Here is a 12,923-nt window from a genome sequence, read left to right on the forward strand (position 1 = left end):
GAAACGTTCCGCCGCTCGCCCATTGCCCCCTCGGCGCAACAGCGCCAAACTCAACCGCGGACCCCGGCATCAGCTGGATCAATGTCGGGGGTCACAGCAGGCCCTCTCCAGGGCACCGGGTTTTTTCAGCCGCTGTTCTTGCCGTTTCATCCAGCGTTCGGCGTCCTGGTGCCGACAAAAGGTCTCTACGAGGTTGAGGACAACGCGGCCGCCCTGCTTTTTTCGAATTTGGGCCGTGAAGCTTGAGCTGCCGTTCTTGCGAGGTCTTTCTGTGATGGTTCCCATGGTGGGTCCTTTCCTTGGTCGTATCAGCGAACAAGAAGTTGGTCGGATTGCGAGAATCCGAAGTGTTTCGGGCTGGGTTTGAATCCTGAGGGGTTTGAATCTCGCCAAACCGGCGGTGAACGGCAGCGAATGACCGGAGTCTCCGCCCGTGAGGGGCGCGATTTCGGCAGTGCCGAAAGAGCGGTGGAAGCCGGGCCGAGAACGGTGCTACAAAACGGGTCCGGTGCTACATCCTGTAGCACTGGCTCCGAAAACCGGCTTAAACCGGCCCAAATCTCGGGAAATCGAAAACATGAGCTTTCTGGAAAACCCAGAAAAACAAGGGATCTCAGGTGCCCGGGCCGCTGCGCGCCTTTCCGTGGCACCGATGATGGATTGGACCGATGCGAATTGCCGCTACCTGCACCGGCTGATGTCGGCGCGGACGCTGCTCTATACCGAGATGGTGACGGCACCCGCGCTCGTGCGCGGCGGGGCGCGCCACCTGCTGGCCTTCAACCCCGAGGAACACCCCGTCGCGGTGCAACTGGGCGGCTCGGACCCCGCCGAGCTGGCCGAGGCCACGAAGATGTGCTGCGAGGAGGGCTACGACGAGGTCAACCTCAATGTCGGCTGCCCCTCGGACCGGGTGCAGTCGGGCACCTTCGGCGCGGTGCTGATGAAAAGCCCCGACCTGGTGGCCGATTGCGTGGCGGCGATGAGCGCGGCGGCCAGCGTCGAGGTCACCGTGAAATGCCGCATCGGCGTCGATGATCAGGACCCCGCGCAGGTGCTGCCCGATTTCCTGGAACGCGTCAGCGCCGCCGGCATCACCCGCTTTACCATCCATGCCCGCAAGGCCTGGCTCCAGGGGCTCAGCCCCAAGGAAAACCGCGATATCCCGCCGCTCGACTACGACCTCGTGCACGCGATGAAGCGCGACTTTCCGCATCTGCATATCTCGATCAACGGCGGCATCGCCTCTCTGGAAAAGGCGCAGCAGCATCTGTCGCGCGGGCTCGACGGGGTGATGATCGGGCGCGCGGCCTATCACACGCCCTCGGACATCCTGCTGGGCGCGGACGCGGCGATCTTCGGGCAGGAGGGCGGCAAGACCGCCGAACAGGTGGTCGCCGAAATGCGCCCCTATATCGCGCGCCACCTGGCGCAGGGCGGCAGGCTCGCCCAGGTCACGCGCCATATGCTGGGGCTCTTCGCCGGCCGGCCCGGCGCGCGCGGCTGGCGCCGCACCCTGTCGGAGGGCGCCCATCGCGACGGTGCCGGGCTGGAGGTGCTGGACGCGGCGCTGGCCTGCGTGACGGGCGGCGGCTGAGCGCGCCGCCCCCCTGGGACACGCCCCCCTTCTTCTTGGCGGAAATACTCCCGCCGGAGGCGTCCGCGCTCTCAGCTCTCGCGCCGCAGCCGTCCGTCGCGCCCGCCGCGCCGCCTGGTGATCAGCGGCGCGCGCGCGGGCAGCTCCGCCATCACCGCGCGCCGCGCCTCCGCGCCCATCTTCGTCCAGTCGGTGATCTCGTCGATCGTGCGCAGGCAGCCCGTGCACAGCCGCGTCTCCGGGTGGATCACGCAGATCTTCACGCAGGGGCTCTCGATCTCGTCGCGGCTCCAGATATCGTCCTTCATTGCGACCCTTTCAGATGGCGCAGCCGGTCCAGCACGCCTTGCAGGATATAGCCGGCGGCGACGTGGTCGATCACCTCGGCGCGACGTTTCCGCGACGTATCCGCCTCCAAGAGCGCGCGTTCCGCCGCCACGGTCGAGAGGCGTTCGTCCCAGAACCCGATCGGCAGATCGGTCAGGCGGCTGAGATTGCGTGCAAAGGCGCGGGTCGACTGGCAGCGCGGCCCCTCGGTCCCGTCCATGTTGCGCGGCAGGCCCAGGATCAGCCCGCCGGCGTTGCGGTTTTCCGCGATCTCCAGCACGCGGGCCGCGTCGAGGCCGAATTTCTTGCGTCGGATGGTCTCCAGCGGCGTGGCCACCGACAGGAACAGGTCGCTGACCGCGACACCGATGGTCTTTTCGCCGAGGTCGAGGCCCAGCAGCGCGCGCTGCGGGGGCAGGGCGGCGGCGAAATCGGCGATCTCCTCGTGCACGCTCACTCCGCCACGCCCACCCGTTCGGCGGAGGCGCGCACGGTTTCCAGCGCCTCGGCGTTGCCGGCAAAGACCTGCTGCGCCTCGGCCCAGATGGCGGCGGCGCGCTCGGACTCGCCCAGCATGCCCAGGGCGTTGACCAGGCGCGCCCATTCGGCGGGGCTGCCGCCCTCGGTCGCCAGCCGCTCGCTCAGCCCCTCGACCATGCCGCGGATCATCTCCATCCGCTCCTCGGCGGTCATTTCGGCGGCGGCGGCCATGTCGGCTGCGTTCGGCCCGCGCAGGGCGGGGCCGCCGTCGGGCGCGGGCAGGCGATAGTCGGCGCCGGCGCGCATGGCGATCTCCTCGATCTGGGCGCGGATCGGGGCCACCCAGGGATCCTCGGGCTGCGAGTTCTCCAGCAGCGGGCGCCAGTAGTCGAAGGTCAGGTCGGGGCGCCCGGTCTGGGCATACATCAGCCCCGCGTAATAGCGCGCCGTGCCGTTCGCGGGGTCGCGGTTCAGCGCCTGCGCCAGCGCCGCCTCGGCCTGGGGCGAGACATAGCCGCCGGCGGCCAGGATCATCATGTCGGCATAGGCGGCGAAATCGGTGGCGTCGGCCTCGCCCTGCTTCAACTCGATCACCTTCGACTGCGCGACATAGGCGGCGCGGAAATTGCCCAGCATCGCCTCGTTGCGCGCCAGCAAGGTATAGCCTTGCAGGTCGTCCGCGCGTTGCTTGACCACCTCGCGCAGTTTCTCGACCAGCTCGACATGGCGCGGATCGGGCTCTCCGATCTGGGGCAGGGCGGGCATCTGCGCCTCGGCCTCGGCCTGGCCGGGGCGGGCGGCGCGGGCCTCGTCGGCGGCTTTGATGCGGGCCTGCAGGGGCAGGTCGGGATAGCCCGGCGCGCCCACCCGTTGGTAAAGCGCCGCCGTGCCGCCGCCCACGATGGCCACGGCCAGCGCCCCTGCGGCGATCGTGGCGCCGCGCGGCGCGCGCCCGGCTCCCTCGCCGCGCGCCAGCGCGCGGTCGGCCTCCAGGATGCGGCGCGAGACCTCGACGCGCACCCGTTCGGCATCTTCGGGCGTCACCACGCCGCGGGCGAGATCCTTCTCGACCTCCCTGAGCTGGTCGCGATAGACCTGCAGGTCATAGGCCGCGGCCGGGGTCTGCCCCCGCCCGCCGCGCATCAGCGCCAGCAGCAGAAGGGCGACGGTCAGCAGCGCGAGCGCGGCGGCGATCAGCCAGAATGTCATGGGGCCTCCCGTGATTTTTCCTGTCCGGGATGTATATTGCCCGGGCCCTTCCGAAAAGGGGCAATGCCGCCAACTGCGACCACCTGTTCCTGACAATGTCGCGATCATCCCCGCAAGTGCCGCTGGCGGTCATGGCCGAAAGGGTTCAAAATCCCATCAAGGGCACGGGGCCGCGCGCCCGGAAAAGGGGGGATTCGACCGAGCCATGAGACGCTATTCCGTATTCGCCGTCGCCCGCGAGGCGGCCCGCTACCACACCGGCTGGGAACGCGCCTGGGCCTCGCCCGAGCCGAAGAAGCGATACGACGTCATCATCATCGGCGCCGGCGGGCATGGGCTGGCCACCGCATATTACCTCGGGAAAAACTTCGGTATCACCAATGTCGCGGTGCTGGAAAAGGGCTGGCTGGGCGGCGGCAACACCGGGCGCAACACCACGATCATCCGGTCGAACTACCTGCAGGACCCCTCCGCCGCGATCTACGAAAAGGCTCGCAGCCTCTACGAGACGCTCAGCCAGGATCTGAACTACAACGTCATGTTCAGCCCCCGCGGCGTGATGATGCTGGCCCAGACCGAGCATGAGCGGCGCGGCTACGAACGCACCGCCCACGCCAATGCCCTCCAGGGTGTCGAGACAAGCTTCATCTCGCCCGACCGGGTCAAGCAGCTGGTGCCGATCATCAATATCTCCGGGCCGCGCTACCCGGTGCTCGGCGCGCTGTGGCAGCCGCGCGGCGGCACCGCGCGCCACGACGCGGTGGCCTGGGGCTATGCCCGCGCCTGTTCCGCCATGGGCATCGACGTCATCCAGCAATGCGAGGTGACAGGCATCCGTCAAAAGGGCGGCAAGGTCGCGGGCGTCACCACCTCCCGCGGCGATATCGCCTGCGACAAGCTCGGGATCGTGGTGGCCGGCCATTCCGGCGTTCTGGCGCAGATGGCGGGTTTCCGCCTGCCCATTGAATCCGTGGCGCTTCAGGCGCTGGTCTCCGAACCGATCAAGCCCTGCATCGACGTGGTGGTGATGGCCAACACCGTGCACGGCTACATGAGCCAATCCGACAAGGGCGAGCTGGTGATCGGCGGCGGCGCGGACGGCTACAACAACTACACCCAGCGCGGATCGTTCCACCATGTCGAGGAAACCGTGCGCGCGCTGATCGAGACCTTCCCGATCATCTCGCGGCTCAAGATGCTGCGCCAGTGGGGCGGGATCGTGGACATGACCGGCGACCGCTCTCCCATCCTGTCGAAGACCCCGCTGGAAAACTGCTTCATCAACTGCGGCTGGGGCACCGGCGGGTTCAAGGCGATCCCCGGCTCGGGCTGGGGTTTCGCCGAACTGATGGCCAGGGGCGCCTCGCCGCTGACCGAGGCGTTCGGCCTCGACCGCTTCCGCGAGGGGCGGTTCATCGACGAAAGCGTGGCAGCGGGGGTGGCGCATTGATGGCGACAAACGCGAAGTATGATCTGATGGACGGCCTCATTCATCTTCAACATCTCCGGAGCCTGCATGGCTTGTCGACCGATGCGATAAACCAGATGCCAGCGAATTCTGTTCGTGACTTTGAGCATGTGGTAAAATTGTTGGATGAAATGACTGACGAAGAAAAGGCCGAAGTGAAGCAAGATTTCATTCGAAGCCGTTATCTCGAGCAATCCATTCTCGAAAGAATGGAGGCGCAGTCCTCGTTTTCTGCGGCTTTTGCCGCCTTTGAATTTACCCTGACGATGACTGCCGAGAGCGTTCTAAATAATTCCTACCCGATCTTTGAACTCAAAGATTTCAAAGGCCAAGGGTTAGAACGTTCTAAGTTTATCCTGCGAAAGCTCGGTGGCGCGAACAATGCCTTTAGCACGCAGTCGTGGGCAAGGATCCAGGACTTCAAGAAAGTCCGTGATAAAATCACGCATGCTGGTGGCTTGGTGGTCCAAGGGTCGAAAGATACCAGTTATTTTGAGGGGATTGAAGAAATAGGATTGGCTGAATTTGGCGACGGTCACCATTTCCTGCAAATCGACTTATCGAGTTCTTACGTTCGGTCTGCGTTTGAGGAATACGACGATTTTCTTGAGATGCTGTATCGCGAATTGGAGGAAAGTCCGGAATGCTGATCCTGCACTGCCCCCATTGCGGCGTGGATGCCGAGGAAACCGAGCTCGCCCCCGGCGGCGAGGCGCATCTGAAACGCTTCGGCCCCGGCTCCTCCGACGCGGAGTTCGAATCCTACCTCTTCCACCGCGAAAACCCCCGCGGCGTGCATTTCGAACGCTGGCGCCACGCTTTCGGCTGCGGCAAGTGGTTCATCGCCGCCCGCGCCACCGACACGCTCGAGGTCTTCGGCACCTACCGCGCCCAGACCGCCGCGCCGCCGCAGGACATCAGGGACGCGATCACCGCCAAGCGCCCCGGCTGGGCCTGGAGGGATCTCGCATGACCCTTCTTCTTGGCAGAAATACTCACGGCGCGACGCCGCCCCGCAAGACCGGAGCCCAGGCATGAGCACCCGACTGCAAACCGGCGGCCGCCTGATCGACCGCAACGCCCGCCGCGGCTTCACCTTCAACGGCCGCCGGCTGGAGGGGGTCGCGGGCGACACGCTGGCCTCGGCGCTGCTGGCCAACGACCAGATGCTGGTCGGCCGCTCCTTCAAATACCATCGCCCGCGCGGCTTCGTGGCTGCGGGGGCGGAGGAGCCCAACGGCCTTGTCAATCTCGGCACGGGCGGCCGGTTCGAACCCAACCAGCGCGCCACCACGACCGAACTGTTCGACGGCCTGGCCTGCGCCTCGCAGAACCACTGGCCCAGCCTCGATTTCGACATCGGCGCGGTGAACGGGCCGCTGGCGCGCTTCCTGCCGGCGGGGTTCTACTACAAGACCTTCATCCAGCCCCGCCCGTTCTGGAAACATGTCTACGAGCCCTTCATCCGGCAGTCCGCCGGGCTGGGCCAGGTGCCGGCCGAGCGCGACGCCGACCGCTACGAGCATTTCTATGCCTTCGTGGACGTGCTGGTGATCGGCGGCGGGATCGCCGGGCTTCAGGCCGCGCTGGCCGCGGGCCGCGCGGGCGCGCGCGTGCTGCTGATCGAACAGACCGCGCACTGGGGCGGGCGCGCGCCGGTCGATGGCGTGACCATCGACGGCCACCCGGCGGAGGCTTGGATCGCCCGCGCGCTGAAGGCGCTGGAGGGGATGGAGAATGTCACCCTGCGGACGCGCTGCATGGGGGCAGGGGTCTATGACCACGGCTATGCGCTGGGCTATGAGCGCGTGGCCGACCACAGCCCCGGCGACACCCGCCCGCGCCACCGTCTGTGGAAGATCCGCGCCGCCCGCATCATCACCGCCACCGGCGCGATCGAGCGGCCGCTGTCCTTTGCCGGCAACGACATCCCTGGCGTGATGCTGGCCTCTGCGGTGCGCGATTACGTCGCCAACTGGGCCGTCAGCCCCGGCGACCGGACGGTCGTGGTCACCAATAACGACGACGCCTACCGCACCGCCCTGATGCTGCGTGAGGCGGGGCTGGTGGTGCCCGCGATCATCGACGCGCGGCCCACGGCCTCCGGCCCGCTGGTGCGCGCCGCGCGCGAGGCGGGCATCCGGGTGGAAACCGGCCGGGGCATCGCCAGGGTCAAGGGCGCCAAGCGGGTCACCGGCGTCGCGCTCTGCGCCCAGGCGGGCGAGGGCGCGGTGCTGGAAGAGATCCCCTGCGACGCGGTCGCCATGTCCGGCGGCTGGTCTCCGGTGGTGCACCTGTGGTCGCATTGCGGCGGCAAGCTGACCTGGGACGCCGGGCAGGCGCATTTCCGCCCCGACCCCGAGCGCGCGCCCACCAGCCACGACGGCGCGCCCTTCGTGATCGCGGCCGGCTCTGCGAACGGCTATCTGCTGGCGGGCGAGGCGCTGGCCGACGGCGATGCCGCGGGCAAGTCGGCGGTCAGGTCGCTGGGAATGGCCGCCAAGGGCGGGGCCGTGCCCAAGGCCGAGGCCGAGGCCGAGGGGCCGATGACGCCGGTGTGGATGATGCCGCAGGGCGCTGGCGCCGAGCTGCGGATGAAAATGTGGCTCGACTACCAGAACGACGTGAAGGTTTCCGACGTGCAGCTCGCCGCGCGCGAGGGCTATGAAAGCGTGGAACACACCAAGCGCTACACCACGCTCGGCATGGCCACCGATCAGGGGAAGCTGAGCAATATCAATGGACTGGCCGTTCTTTCTCAATCGTTGGGCGCGGATATCCCGCAGGTCGGCACCACCACCTTCCGCCCGCCCTACACGCCCATCAGCTTCGGCGCCATCGCCGGCGAGGCGCGCGGCGACACCTTCCAGCCGCTGCGCCGCACCCCAATGCATCGCTGGCACGAAGAGAACGGCGCGGACTGGGAGCCGGTGGGCCAGTGGCGCCGCCCATACTGCTATCCGCGCGACGGCGAAAGCCGGGAGGATGCGGTCGGGCGCGAGGTGAAGAACACAAGGCAAAACCTTGGTTTGCTTGACGCTTCCACGCTGGGCAAGATCCTGGTGAAGGGGCCGGACGCGGGCAGGTTCCTCGACATGCTCTACACCAACATGATGTCCAACCTGAAGCCGGGCAAATGCCGCTATGGCCTGATGTGCAACGAGAACGGCTTTCTCATGGATGACGGCGTGGTGGCGCGCATCGACGAGGAGACCTTCCTGTGCCACACCACCTCCGGCGGGGCGGAGCACATTCATGCCCACATGGAGGACTGGCTGCAATGCGAGTGGTGGGACTGGCGGGTCTACACCGCCAACCTGACCGAGCAGTTCGCCCAGATCGCCGTGGTCGGGCCCCATGCCCGCGATCTTCTGGAAAAGCTCGGCGGCATGGATGTCGGCGCCGGGGCGCTGCCCTTCATGGCCTGGAGCGAGGGTGAGATCGCCGGGGTCCGCGCCCGCGTCTACCGCATCTCCTTCTCCGGCGAGCTGAGCTACGAGATCGCGGTTCCGGCCTCCCAAGGGCTGGCGCTGTGGGAAAAACTGGTCTCGGCGGGCGAGGAGTTCGGCCTGATGCCCTATGGCACCGAGGCGCTGCATGTGATGCGGGCCGAGAAGGGCTTCATCATGATCGGGGACGAGACCGACGGCACGGTGATTCCGCAGGACCTTGGCCTGCACTGGGCGATCTCGAAGAAGAAGGACGACTATATCGGAAAGCGCGCGCAACAGCGTGCGCACATGGTCGATCCCGAGCGCTGGCAACTGGTGGGGCTGGAGACCCTGGGCGGCGGCGTGCTGCCCGAGGGTGCCTATGCCCTGGCGCCCGATCAGAACGCCAACGGCCAGCGCAACACGCAAGGCCGGGTGACCTCAACCTATTACTCGCCCACGCTGGAGCGCGGCATCGCCCTGGGGCTGGTCCGGCGCGGGCCGGAGCGGATGGGCGAGATCATCGAATTCGCCACGCTCGACGGCACCACGATGAGTGCGAAGATCGTCGACCCGGTGTTCTACGACAAGGACGGGGAGAAGCAGAATGTCTGAGCCTGTCAGCGCCCTCGACGGCGCCGCCTGCGAGGGCTTCGCCAGGGTGGCGGAGCAGGGGCCGCGCGGCATGATCACGCTGCGCGGCGATCTCGCCTCGGTCGCGGTCAAGAACGCCGCGACCGGCGTGGCCGGGGTCGATTTCCCGGGCCAGCGCGAATGCCATGTGGTCGGCGAACGCGGGCTGGCCTGGATGTCGCCCGACGAGCTGATGGTGATGCTCCCCCATGCGGAGGTCCCGGCGGCGGTGGCCACCATGACCGGGGCGCTCTCGGGTGAACACAGCCTCGTCGCGGATGTGTCCGACGCCCGCGCGCTGTTCCGCATCGAGGGCCCCGGCGCGCGCGAGGTTCTGGCCAAGCTGGCGCCGGTGGACCTGTCGCCCGCCGCCTTCGCCCCCGGCATGATCCGCCGCACGCGGCTGGCGCAGGTGCCCGCGGCTTTCTGGATGGCGGGAGCAGAGACGTTCGAACTGGTCTGCTTCCGTTCGGTCGCGCAATATGTCTTCGACCTGCTGAAGGGCGCGGCGGCCCCCGGCGGCGAGGTCGGGTATTTCTGACCGCAGGCCGCCAAACCGGGTGGCGGGGCTTGACCTCCGCCCCCCGTGCCCTCCATCTAGGGGCAATCTGAACGCAACCGAACAGGGAGCCCGAAAATGGCTTTTGAACTTCCCGATCTTCCCTATGCCCACGACGCGCTGGCCGATCTGGGCATGTCCAGGGAAACGCTCGAATACCACCACGACCTGCACCACAAGGCCTATGTCGACAACGGCAACAAGCTGATTGCCGGCACCGAGTGGGAAGGCAAGTCGGTGGAAGAGATCGTCAAGGGCACCTACCAGGCCGGTGCGGTCGCCCAGAACGGCATCTTCAACAACGCCTCGCAGCACTGGAACCATTGCCAGTTCTGGGAAATGATGGCGCCCGGCAAGGCCGCCATGCCCGGCGAACTGGAGGCCCGCATCAAGGACGCCTTCGGCTCGGTCGACAGCTTCAAGGAAGAATTCTCCGCCGCCGGCGCCGGCCAGTTCGGCTCGGGCTGGGCCTGGCTGGTGGTCGACACCGACGGCACCCTCAAGGTCACCAAGACCGAGAACGGCGTGAACCCGCTGTGCTTCGGCCAGACCGCGCTTCTGGGCTGCGACGTGTGGGAGCATTCCTACTACATCGACTACCGCAACAAGCGCCCGGCCTATCTGACCAACTTCCTCGACAACCTGGTGAACTGGGAAAACGTGGCCGAGCGCCTGTCGAAGGCCTGAGCCACCTGCCAGCGCTGAGCGCATCGCGGCCGCCCCGAAACCGGGGCGGCCGTTTTCCTTGGGCGATCGGGGCCGCGCGGCGCCCCGGTCATTCACCCTGCAGGGTCGAGAGATGCTCGATCAGCGCCAGGATGCGGCCGCGCACGGCGGCGGCGCGGTCCTCGGCCGAGAGCGCGAAGTAGCGCCCCAGATCCTCGTCGGCCTGCAGCGAATAGCGGTATCCCCAGGCCGGCATCATGCTGTCGCCGTGGATCCCCGCGGTGGCGGTTCCGTCGATGATGGCATAGACCCGCGCCACCGGAAAGACGCCGCCATTGGCCTTTGCCAGCCCGGTGATGTCGGGCGCGCCGCCTTCCAGGAAGTAATTCACCAGAAAGCCGTCGCCCTTGCCGGCGGGGCCGTGGCATTGCGCGCAGCTGTTCATGTATTCCCGTTCGCCGATGGACATCCCCTGCGCGGATGCGGCGGCGGGTAGCGTCAGCGCCGCGCATGCGGCAAGAATTCGGATCGTCCGCATTTTCCTGTCCCTCCCTTGCCAGGTAAAAGCGAAAGTCTGCGCGCCGGACGGCAGCCGGTCCTTGACGCAGGTCATTGCGCGCGGGCCCCGGTTGTGATCCCGAGGAGGGTCCGATGGCCGTGACAGCCGGTCCAGGGATCGTATAGGACGGGGCGTCGGCACAAGGAGAAGCTGGGCGATGAGCGAGGCGCGGAAGGGCATTCTGGCAATGATGGGCGCCTGCTGCATCTGGGGGCTGTCAGGGCTCTATTACAAGCTGCTCGCGCATGTGCCGCCGCTGGAGGTGCTCAGCCACCGCACGCTGTGGTCGCTGGTGTTTTTCGGGATCGTGCTGGCGGCGCAGGGCCGGCTGGGCGAGATCGCGCGGCTCCTGCGCGCCCCGCGCGTGCTGGCGCTGGTGTTCCTTGCGGCGGTGATGATCTCGACCAACTGGTTCCTGTTCATCTATTCGGTGCTGGTGGGCAGCGCGATGGAGGCGAGCCTGGGCTACTACATCTTCCCGCTGGTCGCGGTGACGCTGGGCTTCGTGATGCTGGGAGAGCGGCTGAGCGCCGGCAAATGGGCCGCGGTCGGGCTGGCCGCCCTGGCGGTGGGCGTGCTGACATGGGGGCTGGGCGTCGCGCCCTGGATATCGCTGGCGCTGGCTTTCACCTTCGGCTGCTACGGCCTGCTGAAAAGGGGCGCGCCCGCCGGGCCGTTGGTCTCGGTCACGACCGAGGTCCTGCTGCTGTCGCCGCTGGCGCTATTCTGGCTCTGGGGCGTGCATGTGCAGGGCTGGGAGGGGCTGGTGGGCCGCAACCTCGGCACCTTCGGCCATGATGCGCGGGATTCGCTGATCCTGGCCGCCTCGGGGGTGCTGACGGGCGGGCCGCTGATCCTGTTCTCCTACGCCTCGAAACGGGTCAGCTTCGCCACGGTAGGGCTGGTGCAATACCTCAACCCGACGCTGCAATTCCTGGTGGCGACGCTGGCCTTCGCCGAGCCCATGACGCGCTGGCACGGCATCGCCTTCCCGCTGATCTGGATCGCGCTGGCGATCTATTCCTGGGAGAGCCTGCGTCAGGACAGGGCGGCGCGCAGGGCCGCGGTCAGCGCCGGAATGTCCGCCACGACGTGAACGAAGTCGCGCAGGCCGGGGTCGGCGAAGCCCTCGGCGATGAAATGGTCGATCAGCCCGCTCAGAGGCTCCCAGAAGCCGTTGGCGCTAAGCAGCAGGATCGGCTTTTCGTGCAGCCCCAGTTGGCGCCAGGTCAGTACCTCGAAGAATTCGTCGAGCGACCCCGCGCCGCCCGGCAGCACCACGATCGCGTCGGAGTTCATGAACATGACCTTCTTGCGCTCATGCATGTTCTCGGTGACGATCAGGGTGGACAGGTCGCGCTTGCCGACCTCGCGCTCGAACAGGTGCAGCGGGATTACCCCGAAGGTCTGCCCGCCGGCCTCCTGCGTGGCGCGCGCCACGCGGCCCATCAGCCCCACGTCGCCCGCGCCGTAGACCAGCCGCCAGCCCTCGGCCGCGATGGCCCGGCCGGTGTCCTCGGCCGCCTGCGCATAGGCCGGGTTGCGCCCCACGCGTGAGCCGCAAAAGACACAGACGGATCGGGGCATGGCGGGCATGGCAGGACCTCGGGGCTTGGGTTCTGGACCCGTGATAGCCGGGTTGCTATGGTCCCGCAAGCGTGGCCGGAGACAGAGCCGCGCAGGGGGATTAGGGAATGACAATCTGGGCAAGAGCCGGTGCCGGCACAAAGGGTCTGCTGGCTGGAACCGCGGTGGTCGTGGTGGCTGCGGCGGGCTATTTCATCTACACCGCGCAGCGCGCGCCCGAGGGCGTCGAGGGGCCCGAAACGGTTGCCCCGCAGAGCCCCGCGGCCCCCGTCGCGGCGACGCCCGAGGCGCCGGCACCGCAGGCGGAAACCGCGCCCGTGCCCGCGCCCGCTCCGACGGCCGGGCATGCCGAAGCCCCGCAGCCCGAAACGCCCGCCGCCGCCCCGCCGGCGGGCGCCGAGCAGGCC

14 protein-coding genes and 1 pseudogene are annotated in these 12,923 nt (G+C 67.6%); 10 read left to right on the plus strand and 5 right to left on the minus strand.

Going from position 1 to position 12,923, the window contains the following annotated elements; all coding sequences use genetic code 11:
- Both KCI33_RS17470 and dusA read left to right on the plus strand, forming a co-directional pair.
- Positions 1-246 (plus strand): hypothetical protein (locus tag KCI33_RS17470; protein ID WP_212526087.1); only part of this gene is annotated, 246 nt, incomplete at its 5' end.
- Between the two features lie 331 nt (positions 247-577).
- Positions 578-1,597 carry a tRNA dihydrouridine(20/20a) synthase DusA gene (gene dusA / locus KCI33_RS17475; RefSeq protein WP_212526088.1) on the plus strand — a complete coding sequence of 340 codons (1,020 nt, stop codon included), beginning with the start codon at positions 578-580 and terminating at the stop codon, positions 1,595-1,597.
- A gap of 71 nt (positions 1,598-1,668) precedes the next feature.
- Here the strand turns inward: dusA and KCI33_RS17480 are convergent, their stop codons facing one another.
- The 3 genes from KCI33_RS17480 to ccmI are packed head-to-tail and all read right to left on the minus strand — an operon-like array spanning position 1,669 to position 3,613.
- Positions 1,669-1,905 carry a DUF1289 domain-containing protein gene (locus KCI33_RS17480; protein WP_212526089.1) on the minus strand — a complete coding sequence of 79 codons (237 nt, stop codon included), beginning with the start codon at positions 1,903-1,905 and terminating at the stop codon, positions 1,669-1,671.
- On the minus strand, positions 1,902-2,381 hold the full coding sequence (ruvX, locus tag KCI33_RS17485; RefSeq protein WP_349252222.1) for a Holliday junction resolvase RuvX: 480 nt from the start codon (positions 2,379-2,381) through the stop codon (positions 1,902-1,904). Before ruvX ends, KCI33_RS17480 begins: the two co-directional genes overlap by 4 nt.
- Positions 2,378-3,613, minus strand: coding sequence for a c-type cytochrome biogenesis protein CcmI (gene ccmI / locus KCI33_RS17490; protein WP_212526090.1), 1,236 nt, complete (start codon positions 3,611-3,613; stop codon positions 2,378-2,380). Before ccmI ends, ruvX begins: the two co-directional genes overlap by 4 nt.
- A gap of 205 nt (positions 3,614-3,818) precedes the next feature.
- Here ccmI and KCI33_RS17495 point away from each other — a divergent pair, with 205 nt between their 5' ends.
- The 6 genes from KCI33_RS17495 (at position 3,819) to KCI33_RS17520 (ending at position 10,391) form a co-directional block, all read left to right on the plus strand.
- On the plus strand, positions 3,819-5,063 hold the full coding sequence (locus KCI33_RS17495; protein WP_212526091.1) for a sarcosine oxidase subunit beta family protein: 1,245 nt from the start codon (positions 3,819-3,821) through the stop codon (positions 5,061-5,063).
- Between the two features lie 26 nt (positions 5,064-5,089).
- Positions 5,090-5,731, plus strand: a complete 642-nt coding sequence (locus tag KCI33_RS17500) for a hypothetical protein (protein WP_212526092.1) — start codon at positions 5,090-5,092, stop codon at positions 5,729-5,731.
- Positions 5,725-6,054 carry a sarcosine oxidase subunit delta gene (locus KCI33_RS17505; protein ID WP_212526093.1) on the plus strand — a complete coding sequence of 110 codons (330 nt, stop codon included), beginning with the start codon at positions 5,725-5,727 and terminating at the stop codon, positions 6,052-6,054. Before KCI33_RS17500 ends, KCI33_RS17505 begins: the two co-directional genes overlap by 7 nt.
- Before the next feature lie 61 nt (positions 6,055-6,115).
- The gene (locus tag KCI33_RS17510) at positions 6,116-9,127 is read left to right on the plus strand and encodes a sarcosine oxidase subunit alpha family protein (protein ID WP_212526094.1); all 3,012 of its coding nucleotides are present in this window, start codon (positions 6,116-6,118) and stop codon (positions 9,125-9,127) included.
- The gene (locus KCI33_RS17515) at positions 9,120-9,686 is read left to right on the plus strand and encodes a sarcosine oxidase subunit gamma family protein (RefSeq protein WP_212526095.1); all 567 of its coding nucleotides are present in this window, start codon (positions 9,120-9,122) and stop codon (positions 9,684-9,686) included. Before KCI33_RS17510 ends, KCI33_RS17515 begins: the two co-directional genes overlap by 8 nt.
- A 96-nt stretch (positions 9,687-9,782) precedes the next feature.
- Positions 9,783-10,391 carry a superoxide dismutase gene (locus tag KCI33_RS17520; protein ID WP_212526096.1) on the plus strand — a complete coding sequence of 203 codons (609 nt, stop codon included), beginning with the start codon at positions 9,783-9,785 and terminating at the stop codon, positions 10,389-10,391.
- An 88-nt stretch (positions 10,392-10,479) separates the two neighbouring features.
- Here KCI33_RS17520 and KCI33_RS17525 read toward each other — a convergent pair whose 3' ends face one another.
- Complete coding sequence (locus KCI33_RS17525) at positions 10,480-10,908, minus strand: c-type cytochrome (RefSeq protein ID WP_212526097.1); 429 nt, start codon at positions 10,906-10,908, stop codon at positions 10,480-10,482.
- A 178-nt stretch (positions 10,909-11,086) separates the two neighbouring features.
- Here KCI33_RS17525 and rarD point away from each other — a divergent pair, with 178 nt between their 5' ends.
- A complete protein-coding gene (rarD, locus tag KCI33_RS17530) occupies positions 11,087-12,025 on the plus strand; it encodes an EamA family transporter RarD (protein ID WP_212526098.1) in 939 nt (312 codons plus the stop codon).
- Here the strand turns inward: rarD and KCI33_RS17535 are convergent.
- Positions 11,968-12,525, minus strand: coding sequence for a TIGR00730 family Rossman fold protein (locus KCI33_RS17535; protein ID WP_212526099.1), 558 nt, complete (start codon positions 12,523-12,525; stop codon positions 11,968-11,970). The genes rarD and KCI33_RS17535 overlap by 58 nt on opposite strands.
- Positions 12,526-12,623: 98 nt before the next feature.
- On the opposite strand from KCI33_RS17535, the pseudogene KCI33_RS17540 reads away from it, so the two are divergent.
- A pseudogene (locus tag KCI33_RS17540) lies at positions 12,624-12,923 on the plus strand (hypothetical protein); the annotation flags it as partial.

This window comes from Actibacterium sp. MT2.3-13A, assembly GCF_018139985.1.
Classification (GTDB): Bacteria; Pseudomonadota; Alphaproteobacteria; order Rhodobacterales; family Rhodobacteraceae; genus JAGSOU01.

Coding starts and splice junctions, on each gene's coding strand:
- KCI33_RS17520 (WP_212526096.1), top strand. CDS start 9,783: ATGGCTTTTGAACTTCCCGATCTTCCCTATGCCCACGACGCGCTGGCC.
- KCI33_RS17505 (WP_212526093.1), top strand. CDS start 5,725: ATGCTGATCCTGCACTGCCCCCATTGCGGCGTGGATGCCGAGGAAACC.
- KCI33_RS17510 (WP_212526094.1), top strand. CDS start 6,116: ATGAGCACCCGACTGCAAACCGGCGGCCGCCTGATCGACCGCAACGCC.
- KCI33_RS17495 (WP_212526091.1), top strand. CDS start 3,819: ATGAGACGCTATTCCGTATTCGCCGTCGCCCGCGAGGCGGCCCGCTAC.
- KCI33_RS17515 (WP_212526095.1), top strand. CDS start 9,120: ATGTCTGAGCCTGTCAGCGCCCTCGACGGCGCCGCCTGCGAGGGCTTC.
- dusA (WP_212526088.1), top strand. CDS start 578: ATGAGCTTTCTGGAAAACCCAGAAAAACAAGGGATCTCAGGTGCCCGG.
- rarD (WP_212526098.1), top strand. CDS start 11,087: ATGAGCGAGGCGCGGAAGGGCATTCTGGCAATGATGGGCGCCTGCTGC.
- ccmI (WP_212526090.1), bottom strand. CDS start 3,613: ATGACATTCTGGCTGATCGCCGCCGCGCTCGCGCTGCTGACCGTCGCC.
- KCI33_RS17480 (WP_212526089.1), bottom strand. CDS start 1,905: ATGAAGGACGATATCTGGAGCCGCGACGAGATCGAGAGCCCCTGCGTG.
- KCI33_RS17500 (WP_212526092.1), top strand. CDS start 5,090: ATGGACGGCCTCATTCATCTTCAACATCTCCGGAGCCTGCATGGCTTG.
- KCI33_RS17535 (WP_212526099.1), bottom strand. CDS start 12,525: ATGCCCGCCATGCCCCGATCCGTCTGTGTCTTTTGCGGCTCACGCGTG.
- KCI33_RS17525 (WP_212526097.1), bottom strand. CDS start 10,908: ATGCGGACGATCCGAATTCTTGCCGCATGCGCGGCGCTGACGCTACCC.